Source organism: Streptomyces rubrogriseus, assembly GCF_027947575.1.
Taxonomy (GTDB): Bacteria; Actinomycetota; Actinomycetes; order Streptomycetales; family Streptomycetaceae; genus Streptomyces; species Streptomyces rubrogriseus.
This window is the reverse complement of sequence record NZ_CP116256.1, coordinates 6,138,325-6,153,981: the sequence shown is the minus strand read 5'-3', so window position 1 is coordinate 6,153,981 and position 15,657 is coordinate 6,138,325. Positions and strand designations below refer to the sequence as shown.

Here is a 15,657-nt window from a genome sequence, read left to right as displayed (position 1 = left end):
GCACGGTGTGACACAAGGGATGTTTGGTGCGGCGGCCGGACGGGGCAAGCACCGCCCGCGGGTGTCGGCGCCGAGTGCCCCCGTACGCCCCCCGGGCGTCAGGCCCGGCGCTCCCAGTGGTCCCCGGCGTACTTCTCGCGGTGGGCGAAGGCCGCACGCAGGTCCGGTTCGCCTATCGCGTGCACGCCGCGCACGGCGACCGAGGTGAGGAAGGTCCGGTCGTCCGCCGTGCCGTCGGCCTGCCGCACGAGGGCGCCGACCAGCCGCTGCCCGGCGGGGGAGGCCCAGCGCGCGTACGGATGGATCTCCATGCGCGTGATGGCGAGGCACCCGAGCGTCAGGGCGAGCGGCAGCGCGAACCAGAGGGCGATCAGGAGGCGCGGCTCGGTGGCGGGCAGCGGCAGCGCCAGGGCGACCAGGCCGAGCGCGCACACCGTCACCGCGGCGACCCGCACCCGGCGCACCCCGGCCGCGACGCCGCCGGTGCCGCCGTCGGGTACTGCGAGGCCCGCTCCCACCAGCCGGTCGGCCAGGCCCCGTACCGCGTCGGCGGCGGCCGCGGCGGCCCGTACCGGCGCTATCCGGGACTGGCCACCGGGTCCTATCGCCCCGATGACCGACCGCTCCATGTCGTCCCGGCCGCACGGGTCGACGACGGTCGCCCAGCCGGTGTGCGCGAGCAGCAGCCGCCGCTGGCGCGCCATCGAGACCAGCGTCAGGTCCGCCACCCGCCGCGGACCGCCGGACAGGAACGCCGCCTCGTACAGCGTCAGCGTGTGCTCACGGACGACGGCGCCCGGTTCCACGGCCGCCGCGCGTACGGCGGCCAGGCACAGCCGCAGGCACGCGAGGCCGGCGACGGCCCAGGCCGACAGGAGGAAAAGGACCCAGAACATGCCGTACTTCTATGCCAAAGGCTTTCGCCGGCGCCATGCCCTTTTCACATTCCGGGACGCAGCGTTGTGGGTATGTGACGTTCCGCTCGGCGATGTCCCCCCACGCCGCCCCCGGTTCAGCGGCGCAGCAGAACACGCCTGGTCGCACGGGCCAGCCGGGCCCCGGGACGCGCCGACCGCGGCACCGGTCCCGACCGCTCCAGCCACCACTCCCGCAACTCCCGCCGCACACCCGGGTCCTCGTCCCCGGGCGCCGTCCGCAGCACGTGTGCGACGAAGTCGAGGGCGTCCCGCCGGTAGCCGCCGGTCATCGGACGGTCCTGCGCGTAGGCGAGGAAGGCGGGCCGGTACCGCGCGCCCAGGATCACCGGCAGCTCGGGCGCGACCTTCCCGACCACGTCGGCCCGCTTCCCGGCCAGCGCCCGCGCCTGCACCCCCAGCCGCACCCGGTCGAACCCCTCGGGCACCGGCGCCCCCGCGACCAGCGCGGACAGCAGCGCGGCCTGCGCCAGCCCGAGCCGCTGCCGTACGGCGTCGTCGGCGCCGGAGCCCGCATCGGTACCGGTGCGCGAGGTGTGGGCGGCCGCTCCGGTCCCGGTGGCCGCCGCCCGCCCCTTCTCCACGGCGCCGCGGATCGCCTCCACCTCACCCCGCAGCTCGTCGCCGGAGGGGAAGTTCTCGTCGCGCTCCAGCAGCACGCCCGGCGGCGCGACGCGCGAGGCGAGGTCGGTCAGGATGTCCAGCACCGGCCGCGCGACGGGGTGGGCGTGGCTGTCGTGCCAGACGCCGTCCCGCTCGAAGCCGCCCGCGACGTGGACGTAGGCGATGGCCTCCAGGGGCAGTTCGGCGAGCGCCTCGGCCGGGTCCTGGCCGAGGTTGACGTGGTTGGTGTGCAGGTTCGCCACGTCGATCAGCAGCCGCACGCCGGTCCGGTCGGCCAGCTCGTACAGGAACTGCCCCTCCGTCAGCTCCTCGTCCGGCCACGGGACGAGCGCGGCGATGTTCTCCACGGCGAGCGGCACGGGCAGCGCGGCCTGCGCGACGCGCACGTTCTCGCACAGCACGTCGAGGGCGTCGCGCGTGCGCGGCACGGGCAGCAGGTGCCCCGCCTCCAGCGACGGCGACGCGGTCAGCGCCCCGCCCGCGCGCACGAACGCGATGTGCTCGGTGACCAGCGGCGACCCGAGCACCTCGGCCCGCTCGGCCAGCGCCGCCAGCCGTCCCGGGTCCGGCCGGTCCGCGCCGCCGAGCCCCAGCGAGACCCCGTGCGGTACGACGGTCACGCCGCGCTCGCGCAGCCGCAGCAGCGAGTCGGGCAGATGCCCGGGACACAGGTTCTCGGACACGGCCTCGACCCACTCGATGCCGGGCATCTCCTCGACGGCGTCCGCGATCTCCGGCCGCCATCCGATGCCGGTGCCCAGTCGTCGCATGGCCGATCCCTCCCTCCGCGTCGTCATGACCGGGGTATCGCCCGCGCGACCGGGCCCGAACCCCGCTCAGGACGCCTTCAGAGGAACATTTGAGGTTCGCGGGCCACCCCGGGCCCCGGCCGGTTCGCCCCCGCGGCTACGGGCGCGCCCGCCGCAGCGCCGGATGGTCCGCCACCACGGTGCACGAACCCGGCGCGATCTCCGTGAACCCGGCGTCCCGCACCACCGGCAGGGCGCCGGTGGTGAGGCCGGTCCAGCGGGCGGGGTCCGCGGTGCGCACCGACAGCGGGAAGCCCGCGTCGCGCCACGCCGTCCGCTCGTCCCCGGACAACTCCCACCAGGCGAGCTGCGCACCGTGGCCCGCCTGGGCCATCGCCTTGCCCGCCGACATGTCCAGGTCGGGGTTGAGCCAGAGCACCGGCGCGGTGGGGTCGGCGTCGACCGGCGGCTCGGGGTCGTCGAGGTCGGTGCCGGAGACCTGGAGGCGGGCCAGGTCCTTGGGCCAGCCGTCCAACGGGACCGGCGGGAAGACCCGTACCTCGGCGTTCTTGCCGGTGACCGTGATGCCCGGCAGCGCCTCGGCCCGCCGCCACTCCGCGCCGCGGGCCCGCCGGACGACCTTGCGGATACGCGCGTCCTGCCAGTCCCGCACCGCCCGCGCCCACGCGCCGTCGCCGGTCGACCGCTCGTCGGCGAGCATCACCAGCACCGCCCGGGCCGCGGTCTCCAGCGCGTCGGTGCGGGACGGCGGCGCCGCCCGCTCGATGCGCACCACGAGCGGCAGCACGAACTGCGGCGCGAGGTCGCGGTCGCCGGGCTCGGGACGGAAGGGGCTGTCGGGGACGGGAACGGGCGCGGGGACGGGTGTCGTCGGGTCGTTGCTCACGCCCTACAGTCTGCCAACCCGCGCGGCTGGGAGAGTATGGCCCCATGCGACGCGAGCTACGGCTGGACGGGGTGGGCCGCCGCTACGGTCTGCGCGGCCCGTGGGTGCTGCGCGGGGTCGAGCTGGGCGTGGAGCCCGGCGCCCTCGTCCGCGTCGAGGGCGCCAACGGCACCGGCAAGTCGACCCTGCTGCGCCTGGTCGCCGGGATCGACGCCGCCACCGAGGGCCGGGTCACCGGCCGCCCGCGCACCGCCTACGTCCCCGAACGCTTCCCGCCCACCCTGCCCTTCACGGCCGCCCAGTACCTGACCCACCTCGGCGCCGTCCACGGCCTGTCCCGCCGGGCGGCGGCCCGTGCCGCCGGGCACTGGCTGGAGCGGCTGGGGGCCGCCGGGTACGCCGGCACGCGGCTCTCCCGGCTGTCCAAGGGCAGCAGCCAGAAGGTGGCGGTGGCGCAGGCCCTGCTCGCCGAGCCGGAGCTGCTGGTGCTCGACGAGGCCTGGACCGGGCTGGACGCGGACGCGCGGGGCGAGTTGGAGCGGGCGGTCGCCGAACGGACGGCGGCCGGCGGCGCCGTCGTCTTCGTCGACCACGATCCGCGCCGCCTGGCCGGGGTGCCCGCCGCCGTGTACGCCGTGCGCGACGGCACCCTGCACCGCCGTACCGGACCCGCCCCGGTGTCCGCGGGGCCGCGGGTCGTCGTGCGGGTGCGGGGGCCGGCCGGTGCCGCCCTCCCCGCCGACGTGCACCGCGTGGCCTCCTCGGCCGAGGAGACCGGTCCCGGCTGCCACACGCTCACCGTCCCCGCCTCGCACTCCGACGTCCTGCTGCGCACGCTCCTGACCGCCCGGCCGCCCTGGCACGTGGTGAGCGTGCACGCCCCCGAGGACCGCCGATGACCGCTCTGCTGCGCTACCAGACCGCGCTCCTGCTGCGCTCCCAGCGCTGGCTGCCGCCCGTCGTGCTGTACGCCGCCGCGCTCGGCATCGGCGTGCAGGGCGGGCAGCCGGTGCTCGACTCGCTGGGCTGGGCGGCGGCCGTGCTGCTGCCGGTCGCGGCCTGGCTGGTGCGGATCTGCGTCACGGGCGAGCCGCCCGCCGCGCGGGGGTGCGTGTCGGCGGCGCGGGGTCCCGCGCGGTCCCACCTGGCCGCCGTGCTGGTGGGGCTGGCCGCCGCCGTCGTCCTGGCCGCCGTCGCGACCGTCGTCGTGACGCTGATCAGCGACCCCGTCAGCACCGGTCACGGAACGCGCGTGTCCCCGCTCCCGGCGGCCGGTGCCGGGCTGCTCGCCGCGCTGGTGTGCGCCCTGCTCGGCACCGCCGTCGGCGCGCTCACCGCCTGGCCGGTGCTGCGCTCGCCCGGCCGCGCGGTCCCCGCCCTGCTGCTGGCGGCCCTGCTGGCGCTGGTGGCGTCGGGGTCCCCGGCGCGGGCTGCGGTGAGCGGCCTGGTCACCGGGTCCAGGTCGGGCGCGGTCCCGCTGCCGCTGCTGCCGCTGGCCGGGGCGGCGGTCATCGCCGCGGGCGCGATCGCCGTGGCCTGTGCGCTCGGCCCGCGCAGGTCGTCAGCCTGAGCAGGCGGTGCGCTGGGCCTCCTGCCACTCGCAGACCGGGCAGAGCGTGATGCCCTTGTACGACTCCGGGTACTCCGTCGGCTCCCGGCACTGCACGCACTCCGCGAACGGCGGGCCGTCGGCCTTCGGCGGCCGGGGCGCGTCGATCAGGCAGTAGCCGCCGGGCTCGCAGCCGGCGCCGTCCGGCTCCGGTTCGTGGTCGTGGTCGCTGTCCATGTCTCCAGCCTAGGACGTCAGGCGTGTCCGTTCGCGGCGCCGACCAGCTCCGAGACCTTCACGAAGCGGTACCCCTGGCGGCGCAGCTCCGGCACCACCGCCCGCACCACCTCCTCGGTCACCGGGGCGGCGCTGCGCGTGCAGTGCATGACGACGACCGACCCCGGCCGCACCCCGTCGAGCACCTGCCGGGTGACCGCGTCGGCGTCCGTCGCGAAGGCGTCCCCGCTCACCACGTCCCACTGCACGGCGGTGACCCCGGTGGCCGACAACTCCTCGAGGGCCGCCTTGTCGTAGCAGCCGCCGGGGAAGCGGAAGTACGGCATCGGGTTGGGCACCCCGGCCTTCTCGAACGCCGCGTACGCCCGCTCCAGGTCCGGGCGCATGCGGTCCTTGGACACGGTGGGCAGGCCGTAGCAGTCGTCGGTGTAGGCGTAGTGGCTGTAGGAGTGGTTGGCGATCTCGAACCGCGGGTCCCGGCCGACGGAGCGGGCCTCGTCCGGGTACTCCTCCGCCCAGCGGCCGGTCATGAACACCGTGGCCGGCACCTTCAGCTCCCGCAGCGCCGCGATCAGCCCCGGGTTGTCGAACCGCTCGCCCGACGCCGCCCGCGGCCCCTGGTCGGCGGTCATGTCGGCGTCGAAGGTGAGGGCGACCGGCTTGCCGTCCTTGGTGCCGCCCGTGCGCGGGCCGTGCTCGAAGACGGGCGTCAGACCCGCGGGGCCGGGGGCGAGGGTGGGCGTCCGGGCGGACGAGGAGGAGGGGGACGGGGCGGGGGCGGAGGGTGCCGGGCGGGGGGTCTGCTCGGCCCCGGTGGTTCCGCAGGCGGCGAGGGCGGCGCCCAGGACACAGAGCGCGGTGGCACGTCGTACGAGAGTGATCACCGTACGAACGTAGGAGTGGGATGTTCGGTTTGTATGACTATGAGGGGTGACGTGCCGCCTCGGTCACCCGCCCGGCTCAGATCCAGGGCGTCAGATGTCCCGCCGCTCCAGCGGCTTGGTCGCCGGGCCCTCCAGCACCTTGCCGTCCGTGCCGAAGCGGGAGCCGTGGCAGGGGCACTCCCAGGCGCGTTCGGCCGCGTTGAAGTCGACCAGGCAGCCCAGGTGGGTGCAGCGCGGCGAGACGGCGTGCAGGGCGCCCTCCTCGTCCCGGTAGACCGCGACCCGGTCGCCGCCCGCCCGGACCACCGCGCCCTCGCCCGGCGGCAGCGCCTCCACCGGCGGGGTGGGCCGCAGCCGGTCGCCGACGAAGTGCCGGGCCACCTCGGCCTGCGTCTTGAGCAGCGCGGGCGCCTCACGCACCGCCGTGCGCAGTCGGCGCGGGTCGTACAGCCCGCTCCACGCGCACTCCTCGCCGGTGATCTGCGCGGTGAGCAGCCGGCCCGCCATCATGCCGCCGCTCAGACCCCAGCCGCCGAAGCCGGTGGCGACGTACGTGTGGTGCGCGCCCGGGTGCAGCGGGCCGACCATCGGCACGGTGTCGGTGGGGTCGATGTCCTGGGTGGCCCAGGCATGGGTGCGCTCGACGCCGGGGAAGTGCTCGTCCGCCCAGGCGGCGAGGGTCTCGAAGCGCTCGCGGGTGTCGCCCGTGCCGGGGGTGAAGTGCTCGCCGGTGACGACGAGCAGGCGGCGGCCCGCGTCGGCCAGCGGTGCCGTGCGCACCGAGCGGGTGTTCTCCTCCGGCGTGATGTACATGCCGTCGACGTCGCGGTCCGCCTCGACGGTCCCGGCGACGACCAGTTCGCGGCGCGGGGAGAGGCGGGCGAAGAGCAGGGCCCGGTCGAAGATCGGATAGTGGGTGGCCACCACGACGTCCCGGGCGGTGACCGTCGCCCCCGCCTCCGTCCTCACCCGGCACGGCTCGCCCTCGTCCAGACCCTGGACGGTGGTGCCCTCGAAGATCCGCCCGCCGCGCGCCTCCAGGTCCGCGGCGAGGGCCAGCAGGTACTTGACGGGGTGGAACTGGGCCTGCCCGGTCACCTTCACGGCGCCCGCCACCGGGAACGGCAGCCCGGTCTCCGTCACGAACGACGCGGGCAGCCCCGCCTCCTCGGCCGCGGCCGCCTCGGCGCGCAGCTCGTCCACGCGGCCGGGGTCGCGGACGTACGTGTAGGCGTCCCGGGTCTCCCAGTCGCAGTCGATGCCCAGCTCGGCGACGATCCCGGCGGCGTGCTCGATCGCCTCGGACTGCGAGCGGGCGTACAGCCGGGCGCCCTCGGGGCCGCGGGTGCGGCGCAGCCTGTCGTAGACCAGGGTGTGCAGGACGGTCAGCTTGGCGCTGGTGTACCCGGTGACCCCGGCGGCGGCCCGCCCGGCCTCCAGCACCGCCACGCTCCGCCCGGCCCGGCTCAGCTCCCAGGCCGCGCTGAGCCCGGCGACACCGGCGCCGATCACGGCGACGTCGACGTCGAGATCCTCCGCGAGCGCGGGGCGGGCCGCGCCGCCCGGTGCCGTCTGAAGCCAGTACGAGTCGCTGACCTGCACGTTCTGAGTCATGCGGCCCGGGTACCCCATGGTCGCGGCTTCAGTGACCGGACGGCGCGCCCCGCCCGCGTCCCCGGGCCGCTACCTGCGCCAGGGCCCGGTCACCGCGAAGGTGGTGCCCGGCGTGTAGCAGTTGACGTACATCGTGTCGCCGTCCGGGGAGAAGGTGACGCCGGCGAACTCGCCCCACTCCGGCTCCTCCTCCGTACCGATGTTCTGGGCGCCGCGGGCCATCGCGTACACCTCGCCGCGCCGGGTCACGCCGAAGACGTGCTGGGCGCCGTTGCCGTCCTCGCAGACCATCAGGCCGCCGTTGGGCGCCAGGCAGATGTTGTCCGGGGACTCGCCCGGCAGCTGCACGTCGGTGTCCGGGCCGAAGACGATCACCAGGGTGAGGCGGCGCCGCTCGGGGTCGTAGCGCCAGATCTGGCCGTAGTGGTCGGCCGCCGAGCCCTCGTCGCTGTGGGCGAAGGACGACACGAAGTACACGCTCCGCCCGCCCCAGTAGCAGCCCTCCAGCTTCTGCGCGTGGGTGATGCCGCCCCGGCCGAAGTCCTGGAAGCGGATCGGCGTACCGTCCGCCAGCGGGTCGGGCACGTCCACCCACTCGACGCGGTCGAAGGTCGCGCCCGTCTCCTGGATCGAGGACAGGTCGGGCACGCCGGGCACGCGCATCGCCTGGAGTCGGCCGCCCGCCCGCAGCGAGCCCAGGCCGCCCAGCGGCTTCTCCGGCAGGAACCGGTAGAACAGGCCGAACGGCCGCTCGAAGGCGTCCTCCGTCTCGTACACGACACCGCGCCGCGGGTCCACGGCGATCGCCTCGTGCTGGAAGCGGCCCATCGCGGTCAGCGGCACCGCCCCGGTGCGGTGCGGGTCGACCGGGTCGACCTCGAAGATGAAGCCGTGGTCCTTGGTGTAGCCGTTGGTCCCGGCCCGGTCCTCGGTCTCCTCGCAGGTCAGCCAGGTGTGCCAGGGAGTGGGACCGCCCGCGCAGTTGACGGCCGTACCGGCGATCGCGACCCGCTCGGACAGGACGTGGTTGCGGGAGTCCAGCGTCAGCGCCGTACAGCCGCCCTTGCCCTGCGGGTCGTAGGTGAGGCCCTCGACCGTCGGGACGGGGACGCGGCCGTCCTCGCGGTTCTCGTGGTTGCGGACGAGGTGGGTGGTGCGGCCGTGCCTGCCGGAGGAACGCCCCGGGAAGGCGGACATGCCGTCGTGGTTGGAGGGCACCGGACCCTCGCCGGAGCGCAGCCGGTCGCCCTCGCGGGACAGCACCCGGTAGCGGAAGCCCTTGGGCAGGTCCAGCAGTCCGTCGGGGTCGGGGACCAGGGGGCCGTAGCCGGTGTGGCCGAGGGACTGGGCGGCGGCGGTGCCGGCGAAGAGTTCGGAGAGGGCGCCGGTGAAGGCGATGCCTGCGCCCAGGGCTCCGGTACGCGCGAGCACCTGGCGGCGGGTCGCCGCGTTGCGGGACGTGGACATGGGGAAACCTTCCTGCTGGCGGACAGGACTGTGACCCCGCTGTGTCTATCACCTGCCAGGAGCCCCGGGAACCACGCGTGTGGCTCGTGTCACCGCTCCACCGGGTGATCGACCGGGTGCTCCTGCGCCTTCTCCAGGAACCGCAGCAGCTCCACGGGGAAGGGCAGCACCAGGGTGGAGTTCTTCTCGGCGGCCACCGCCACGACCGTCTGGAGCAACCGCAGTTGCAGCGCCGCGGGCGTCTCGGACATCTCCCGGGCCGCCTCCGCGAGCACCTTCGAGGCCTGCAGCTCGGCGTCCGCGTTGATCACCCGGGCACGTCGCTCCCGGTCCGCCTCGGCCTGGCGGGCCATCGAGCGCTTCATGGTGTCCGGCAGGGACACGTCCTTGATCTCGACCCGGTCGATCTGCACGCCCCAGCCGACCGCCGGGCTGTCGATCATCAGCTCGAGACCCTGGTTCAGCTTCTCCCGGTCGGACAGCAGATCGTCCAGGTCGCTCTTGCCGATGATGGAGCGCAGCGAGGTCTGGGCCATCTGCGAGACGGCGAACCGGTAGTCCTCGACCCGGACCAGCGCGTTGGCCGCGTCGACCACCTTGAAGTACACGACCGCGTCCACCCGTACGGTGACGTTGTCCCGGGTGATGCCCTCCTGGGCGGGCACGGGCAGCGTGATGATCTGCATGTTCACCTTGTGCAGCCGGTCCACGAACGGCACGATCATGGTGAACCCGGGACCGCGCGCCTGCCCCGCGAGCCGTCCGAGCCGGAAGACCACCCCGCGTTCGTACTGCTTGACGACCCGTGCTGCCGAGGCGACGTACAGGACGCCCGCGCTGCCGACGGCGGCGGCCGCGGTCAGAAGCTCCTGGACCATGACGACCTCCTCGCTCGGAGGACGGTTTTCACCCTTACTGTCACGATAGGCCCGCCGCCGGGCCGGGTGCCATGCCCGGAACCCGGCGGCGGACCCCCGCTACACCCCCGCCCGCTCCGGCTCCGTGACCTTCACCGGATCCGTGCCGGCGGCGCTGTGCCGTTCGGCCCAGTTCTCCAGGGCCGTGCGGCAGGCGTGGTCCAGGTGGTGCAGCCCGGACAGGTCCAGCTCGACCGGGCGGTCCTGCGGCAGCGCCTCCAGGGACTCCAGGATCTTCGGGAGCCGCAGGAAGGTCGCGTTGCCGCTCAGGTGGGCCTGGACGGGTCCCGCGCCCTTGTCGACGATCTCCAGCCCGAGGTGCGAGGCCTCCCAGGCGGTCTTGACCACGGACAGGGCCAGACCGATCAGCACGCCCTCGAACATGTTGACCGCGACGATCGAGACGGCCGTGACCACCAGGATCAGCGCCTCGCCCCGGTGGTCGCGCCACAGCGGCAGGATGCTGCGGAACGGGATCAGCTTCCAGCCCGCGTGCACCAGGATGCCCGCCAGCGCGGGCAGCGGGATCAGGCCCAGCACGGACGGCAGCAGCGCCGTGAACAGCAGCAGCCACACGCCGTGCAGCACCCGGGACGCCTTGGTGCGGGCGCCCGCGGCGACGTTGGCGGAACTGCGCACGATGACCGCGGTCATCGGCAGCGCGCCGAGCACGCCGCACACGGTGTTGCCCGCGCCCTGCGCCATCAGCTCCTTGTCGTACTGGGTGCGCGGCCCGTCGTGCAGCCGGTCCACCGCCGCGGCGCTGAACAGGCTCTCCGCCGAGGCGATCAGCGTGAAGGCCACGATCGTGCCGAGCAGGCCCACGCTCGCCAGCTCGCCGAACGCGTCGGCGCCGGGCGGCTGGATCACGTCCAGCAGGCCGCTCACCTCGACGGTCGCGACCGACAGTCCGAACGCCGCCGTGACCGCGGTGGCCAGACCGACCGCGGCCAGCGCCCCCGGCACGGTCCGCGCCCGCTTCGGCAGCCGCTTCCACAGCACCATCACCGCGACGGTGCCCGCGCCCAGGGCGAGCGAGGTCAGCGCCCCGGTGCTGCCCAGCGCGTCGGCGGCGGCCCCGGGCAGCCCGGTGAGCTTGTCGATGCCGGAGGCGGGCGCCTCGAGACCGGCGGCCGAGTAGAGCTGACCGGCGATGAGCACCAGGCCGATGCCGGCCAGCATGCCCTCGACGACCGACAGGGAGATCGCCCGGAACCAGCGCCCCAGCTTCAGGGCGCCCATCACGAGCTGGACGATCCCGGTGGCGAGCACGATCACGCCGAGCGCGGGCAGTCCGTACTGGTCGACCGCGCCGAAGACCAGCACGGTCAGCCCGGCGGCCGGGCCGGAGACCTGGAGGCTGCTGCCCGGCAGGAACCCGGTGACCAGACCGCCCACGATGCCGGTGACCAGGCCGAGTTCGGCCGGGACGCCGGAGGCGACGGCCACGCCCACGCACAGCGGGAGCGCGACCAGGAACACGACGAGGGACGCGGTGAGGTCCTGCCGCCAGTGCGGGAACCTCCGGTTCTGACCGGCTATGAGGGACATGCCGGCGCTCACAGGGTCTCGAACGCGTCGGTGTCCGCGCGGTGCGCGCGCACGAGCCCGGTGTGGACCTCGTAGTACCAGCCGTGCAGCCGCAGCCGGCCGTCCGCCAGCCGCCGCTCGACGCAGGGGTAGGAGCGCAGGCGCAGCAGTTGCGCCAGTACGTGGTGCTGCACGGCCCCGGCGACCGTCGGATCGGCGGGATCGCAGGGCTCCGGGTCGTCCGCCGCGTGCGCCAGCCAGTCGCGCACGGCGGGCACGGCGGTCAGGTCGTCGCCGCGCACCAGCGCGCCGACGGCGCCGCAGTGCGAGTGGCCGCAGACCACGATGTCGCCGACGCCGAGGACCTGGACCGCGTACTCGACGGTGGCCGCCTCGGCGGAGGGGTGCCCGGTTCCGTAGGGCGGGACGATGTTGCCCGCGGTGCGCAGTTCGAAGAGCTGGCCGGGCCGGGCGCCGGTGATCAGGGCGGGCACGACCCGGGAGTCGGAGCAGGTGATGAACAGGACTTCGGGCGACTGGCCTTCGGCGTGCCCGGTGAACTCCTCAGGGCGCTGTCCGAACGTGCGGGCGTTGTCGATGAGGGGTTGCATGATGCGGTTTTCCTCCTGGCGCGCCGTGGGGGCGCGTCGGACGGGTGGGACAGAGGTGGGGGATGTGCCGGTGGTCCGTCAGCAGCGGAAGACCTGGAGTGCCGCGGGGGTGTGGTCCGCCGCGGGTCTGGGCGGGTGCTCGGCGGCACGGCCGGAGGTGACGGAGCCGGGCGCCTGCGGGGCGGACTGCCGCGCCAGTGGGTGCCGAGGGGTGCTGGACTGCGGCGCGGCGGTGGTGCGGTGGCGGTCGCGGACGCGCGGCGCGGTGGTCGGCTCCCCCGGGCGGCCGCCCTCGCGGCAGGTGACGGTCTCGTCGTGCGGCACCGTGCCGGAGGGGATGGTTCCGGGACGGGCGTGGGCCACGGCGTCACCGTTTGTGTACGCGGATGCGAAGGAGCCGGAGGGAGCGAAGAACTGGAGCGCGAACAGGACTGGGGCGAGGACCGCGACCACGGTGCGGGCCGCCGTACGTCGGTGCACGTGGCCCCCTCCCAGGCAGTTCCTGCCGCCGGCACATGCCGAGGGGCAGGTCAACGCCCGGCAAAAGCATGGTCAACGCGTGGTCAAGAAACACGTTAACCCTGCAAAGAGCTTTGCAGGGTTAACGGGGCGTTACGTGCCGGAGAGAGCCTCAAAATGGCGGCTGGGTTGGCGGGAACCGACCGTTCCTCAGGGCGTGTCCACCAGCCGCGCCGCGTCCCGGGCCAGCGCGGTGAGCCGGGAGATCGCCCGGAAGTACTTCTTGCGGTACCCGCCCTTCAGCATCTCCTCGCCGAACAGCCGGTCGAAGGGCAGCCCGGAGGCCAGGACGGGCACCTCGCGGTCGTAGAGCCGGTCCGCGAGCACCACGAGCCGCAGCGCCGTCGACTGGTCCGGCACCGGGCGCACCCCGGTGAGGCACACCGCCGTCAGGCCGTCGGTCAGGGCGCCGTAGCGGCTGGGGTGGACGCGGGCGAGGTGGTCGAGGAGGGCGGCGAAGTCGTCCAGGGAGGCACCCTCGGTGGCCCGTGCCGCCAAGGTCACCTGCTCGTCGGAGTACGGCGCCGGGGCCTCGGGCAGACCGCGGTGGCGGTAGTCCTCGCCGTCGATGCGCAGGGCGCGGAAGTGGGCGGACAGTCCCTGGATCTCGCGCAGGAAGTCGGCCGCCGCGAACCGGCCCTCGCCGAGCTTGCCCGGCAGCGTGTTGGAGGTGGCGGCGAGCGCCACGCCGGCCTCCACGAGCCGGGCGAGCAGGCTGGAGACCAGGACGGTGTCGCCCGGGTCGTCCAGCTCGAACTCGTCGATGCACAGCAGACGGTGCCCGGACAGGGTCTGCACGGTCTGCTGGAAACCGAGGGCGCCGACGAGGTTGGTCAGCTCGACGAAGGTGCCGAAGGCCTTGCGGGAGGGCTCGGCGGGGGTGGCGTGCCACAGGGAGGCCAGCAGGTGGGTCTTGCCGACGCCGTAACCGCCGTCGAGGTACACGCCGCGGGGTCCGGCCGGGGTCTTCGGCGCCCTGCCGCGGCCCAGCCCGAAGAAGCCGCGCCTGCCGCCTCCCGTGCCGGGCGCCTCGCCCAGTCCGCCCGCGAAGTCCTCGAGGACCCGGACGGCCTCGCTCTGGCTGGGCTGGTTCGGGTCCGGGAGGTACGTGCCGAAGCGGACGGAGTCGAAACGGGGCGGGGGCACCATCTCGGCGACCAGGCGGTCCGCGGGGACTCGGGGCTCGCGGGCGCACAGGGAGACCGTGGCCGGAGCCGTCCCGGTTATCGGGGCGGGGACGGAGGTGGGAGAGGAGGACGACACGGTACTCAATGGTAGGGCCTGCGCGGAGGGCCCCCGGCGTCGGCCGGCGGGCGGGACGAGCGGGGCGTAGCCACCCGGCGGCGCGAGCGGGGCGGGGCGTGGCGCGAGCGGGGTGCGGCGAGGCGGGCGGGTGCGGTGCCGGGTGCCGGTGCGGTGCCGGGCGCCCGTACGGCGGAGTGCCGGGCGCCCGTACGGCGGGGTGCTGCGGTCGTGCGCCCGGCCCGGGGGTGGAAACCCGGCCGCCCGCGCGTGGCCCGGCACGGGCTCGGCATCGTGGGCGCGGTGCGCGGGGGCAGGGCCTCCGGCCTGCACGGTTGGGGTGGCGGGTGCGTGGAACACTGCACCCCATGCGACGCCTGTTCCCCGTGTCCCCCCTGACCGATCCGACCGCCGGCCCGGGCGGCGGCTCCGAGACCGACCGGGAGTGGAGCCTGGCCGAGCTGGCGGCCGCCTACGCGTACCCCGAGCCGGACGGGCACCGGCGGACGTGGCTGCGGGCCAACATGGTCTCCACCCTCGACGGCGCCGCCCAGCACGACGGCCGCTCCCAGCCCATCTCCGGCGCGGCCGACATGCGGGTCTTCGGCACCCTGCGGGCGCTGGCGGACGTGGTGATCGCCGGCGCCGAGACCGTACGGCAGGAGGGGTACCGCCCGGGTCGCGCGCGGGCGGATTTCGCGGAGGCGCGGCGGGCGGCCGGTCAGGCGCCCGTGCCGGTGATCGCGGTGGTCAGCGCGAGCCTGGAGCTGGACTTCTCCCTGCCGCTGTTCACCTCCCCGGTCGTGCCCACGCTGGTCCTGACCGGCGCCGCCGCGGCCCCCGACCGGATCGCCGCCGCGGAGCGGGCCGGGGCCCGGGTGGTGATCGCGGGGGACGGCGTCGGCGTGGACCCGGCCCGTGCGCTCGAGGCGCTCGCGGAGCTGGGGCACACCCGGCTGCTGACCGAGGGCGGTCCGCGGCTGCTGGGGCAGTTCGTCGCCGCCGGTGTGCTCGACGAGCTGTGCCTGACCGTCGCCCCGATGCTGACCGCGGGGGACGCGCAGCGGATCGCGGGCGGACCGGCCGTCGGGATGCCGCGGCGATTCGCACTGGCGTCCCTCCTGGAGGAGGAAGGTTTCCTCTTCAGCCGGTACCGGCGCGACTAGACACGTTCCGGCCCGGACGGACGGCGGCGACCGGACACGGGTTCGGTCGTTACCGCACATCCGGGAATCGGCGGAATCTTCCGTTCCGTTTAGTCCGCGCCGGGCACACTGATTCCGGCAGTACCCGTGCGATCACGGGGCAGGATGGTTTCCGCAGGGTCTGGTACGGCCTACGGAGGGTGGGCCCACGGGCCCTCGAAGGAGAAGGGGCGCCTGGTGTTCACAAGCGTTTTGATGATCGAGAAGGCCCTGACGTCCGCCGACGTGGAGTTCGTCACCACCTTGCACGGGGACGAGCAGGTCGGCTTCCACGTGCTGCTCCAGCCGCGCGGCGATCAGGCGGACCGCCTGCTGCGCGCCATCGACGACGTCGCGCTCGGCGAGCTGGACGACGCCGTACGCGAGGGGGAGACCCCGGAGGGCCGGGAGGCGCAGGGCGTCGGGGAGCGGGCCCTGGAGGTGTCCCTGACCGCCCTGCGCGCCTCGGGTGCGCAGGCCGACGGGCGACTGATCGAAGACCACCCGCTGGACGAGCTGAAGGCCCTGGTCATGGAGATCGGGGCCGACGAGGTGATCGTCCTGACCGACCCCCACTACGTGGAGGAGTTCTTCCACCGGGACTGGGCCTCCCGGGCCCGGCACAAGGTCGGCGTACCGGTCCTGAAACTCTTCTCCCACAGCAAGGCATAGGCTGGTGCCGCGCCCC

The 15,657-nt window shown here is 74.8% G+C and carries 16 protein-coding genes; 4 read left to right on the top strand and 12 right to left on the bottom strand.

Annotated elements, in window-relative coordinates; all coding sequences use genetic code 11:
* Positions 1-98: 98 nt before the first annotated feature.
* The 3 genes from Sru02f_RS27805 to Sru02f_RS27795 form a co-directional block, all read right to left on the bottom strand.
* Complete coding sequence (locus tag Sru02f_RS27805; protein ID WP_109029733.1) at positions 99-896, bottom strand: TIGR04222 domain-containing membrane protein; 798 nt, start codon at positions 894-896, stop codon at positions 99-101.
* A gap of 116 nt (positions 897-1,012) precedes the next feature.
* Positions 1,013-2,329, bottom strand: a complete 1,317-nt coding sequence (locus tag Sru02f_RS27800) for a DUF692 domain-containing protein (RefSeq protein ID WP_109029732.1) — start codon at positions 2,327-2,329, stop codon at positions 1,013-1,015.
* A gap of 136 nt (positions 2,330-2,465) precedes the next feature.
* Positions 2,466-3,215, bottom strand: a complete 750-nt coding sequence (locus Sru02f_RS27795) for a peptidyl-tRNA hydrolase (protein WP_109029731.1) — start codon at positions 3,213-3,215, stop codon at positions 2,466-2,468.
* A 44-nt stretch (positions 3,216-3,259) separates the two neighbouring features.
* Between Sru02f_RS27795 and Sru02f_RS27790 the strand changes: the two genes are divergently transcribed.
* Together Sru02f_RS27790 and Sru02f_RS27785 are read left to right on the top strand one after the other, a co-directional pair.
* A complete protein-coding gene (locus Sru02f_RS27790) occupies positions 3,260-4,114 on the top strand; it encodes an ABC transporter ATP-binding protein (RefSeq protein ID WP_109029730.1) in 855 nt (284 codons plus the stop codon).
* The gene (locus tag Sru02f_RS27785) at positions 4,111-4,785 is read left to right on the top strand and encodes an ABC transporter (RefSeq protein WP_109029729.1); all 675 of its coding nucleotides are present in this window, start codon (positions 4,111-4,113) and stop codon (positions 4,783-4,785) included. Before Sru02f_RS27790 ends, Sru02f_RS27785 begins: the two co-directional genes overlap by 4 nt.
* Here Sru02f_RS27785 and Sru02f_RS27780 read toward each other — a convergent pair.
* The 9 genes from Sru02f_RS27780 to zapE all read right to left on the bottom strand — a co-directional run bounded on the left by Sru02f_RS27780 (position 4,777) and on the right by zapE (position 13,806).
* On the bottom strand, positions 4,777-5,001 hold the full coding sequence (locus Sru02f_RS27780; protein ID WP_109029728.1) for a hypothetical protein: 225 nt from the start codon (positions 4,999-5,001) through the stop codon (positions 4,777-4,779). The genes Sru02f_RS27785 and Sru02f_RS27780 overlap by 9 nt on opposite strands.
* Positions 5,002-5,018: 17 nt before the next feature.
* The gene (locus Sru02f_RS27775; protein ID WP_109029727.1) at positions 5,019-5,885 is read right to left on the bottom strand and encodes a polysaccharide deacetylase family protein; all 867 of its coding nucleotides are present in this window, start codon (positions 5,883-5,885) and stop codon (positions 5,019-5,021) included.
* 90 nt (positions 5,886-5,975) lie between these two features.
* On the bottom strand, positions 5,976-7,499 hold the full coding sequence (locus tag Sru02f_RS27770; RefSeq protein ID WP_167469324.1) for an FAD-dependent oxidoreductase: 1,524 nt from the start codon (positions 7,497-7,499) through the stop codon (positions 5,976-5,978).
* A 69-nt stretch (positions 7,500-7,568) separates the two neighbouring features.
* Complete coding sequence (locus tag Sru02f_RS27765; protein ID WP_109029725.1) at positions 7,569-8,966, bottom strand: PhoX family protein; 1,398 nt, start codon at positions 8,964-8,966, stop codon at positions 7,569-7,571.
* 89 nt (positions 8,967-9,055) lie between these two features.
* Positions 9,056-9,844 carry a slipin family protein gene (locus Sru02f_RS27760; RefSeq protein ID WP_109029724.1) on the bottom strand — a complete coding sequence of 263 codons (789 nt, stop codon included), beginning with the start codon at positions 9,842-9,844 and terminating at the stop codon, positions 9,056-9,058.
* A gap of 99 nt (positions 9,845-9,943) precedes the next feature.
* Complete coding sequence (locus Sru02f_RS27755) at positions 9,944-11,434, bottom strand: SulP family inorganic anion transporter (RefSeq protein ID WP_109029723.1); 1,491 nt, start codon at positions 11,432-11,434, stop codon at positions 9,944-9,946.
* 8 nt (positions 11,435-11,442) lie between these two features.
* Entirely contained in the window at positions 11,443-12,024 is a 582-nt protein-coding gene (locus Sru02f_RS27750; RefSeq protein WP_109029722.1) for a carbonic anhydrase, read from the bottom strand.
* A 78-nt stretch (positions 12,025-12,102) separates the two neighbouring features.
* Positions 12,103-12,504 (bottom strand): hypothetical protein, encoded by a 402-nt coding sequence (locus Sru02f_RS27745; RefSeq protein WP_109029721.1) that lies wholly within the window; start codon positions 12,502-12,504, stop codon positions 12,103-12,105.
* Between the two features lie 189 nt (positions 12,505-12,693).
* The gene (zapE, locus tag Sru02f_RS27740) at positions 12,694-13,806 is read right to left on the bottom strand and encodes a cell division protein ZapE (RefSeq protein ID WP_167469323.1); all 1,113 of its coding nucleotides are present in this window, start codon (positions 13,804-13,806) and stop codon (positions 12,694-12,696) included.
* A gap of 347 nt (positions 13,807-14,153) precedes the next feature.
* On the opposite strand from zapE, the gene Sru02f_RS27735 reads away from it, so the two are divergent.
* Both Sru02f_RS27735 and Sru02f_RS27730 read left to right on the top strand, forming a co-directional pair.
* The gene (locus Sru02f_RS27735) at positions 14,154-14,951 is read left to right on the top strand and encodes a pyrimidine reductase family protein (RefSeq protein ID WP_109029719.1); all 798 of its coding nucleotides are present in this window, start codon (positions 14,154-14,156) and stop codon (positions 14,949-14,951) included.
* A gap of 216 nt (positions 14,952-15,167) precedes the next feature.
* Positions 15,168-15,641 (top strand): indole-3-glycerol phosphate synthase, encoded by a 474-nt coding sequence (locus Sru02f_RS27730; RefSeq protein WP_174855002.1) that lies wholly within the window; start codon positions 15,168-15,170, stop codon positions 15,639-15,641.
* Positions 15,642-15,657 lie beyond the last annotated feature (16 nt).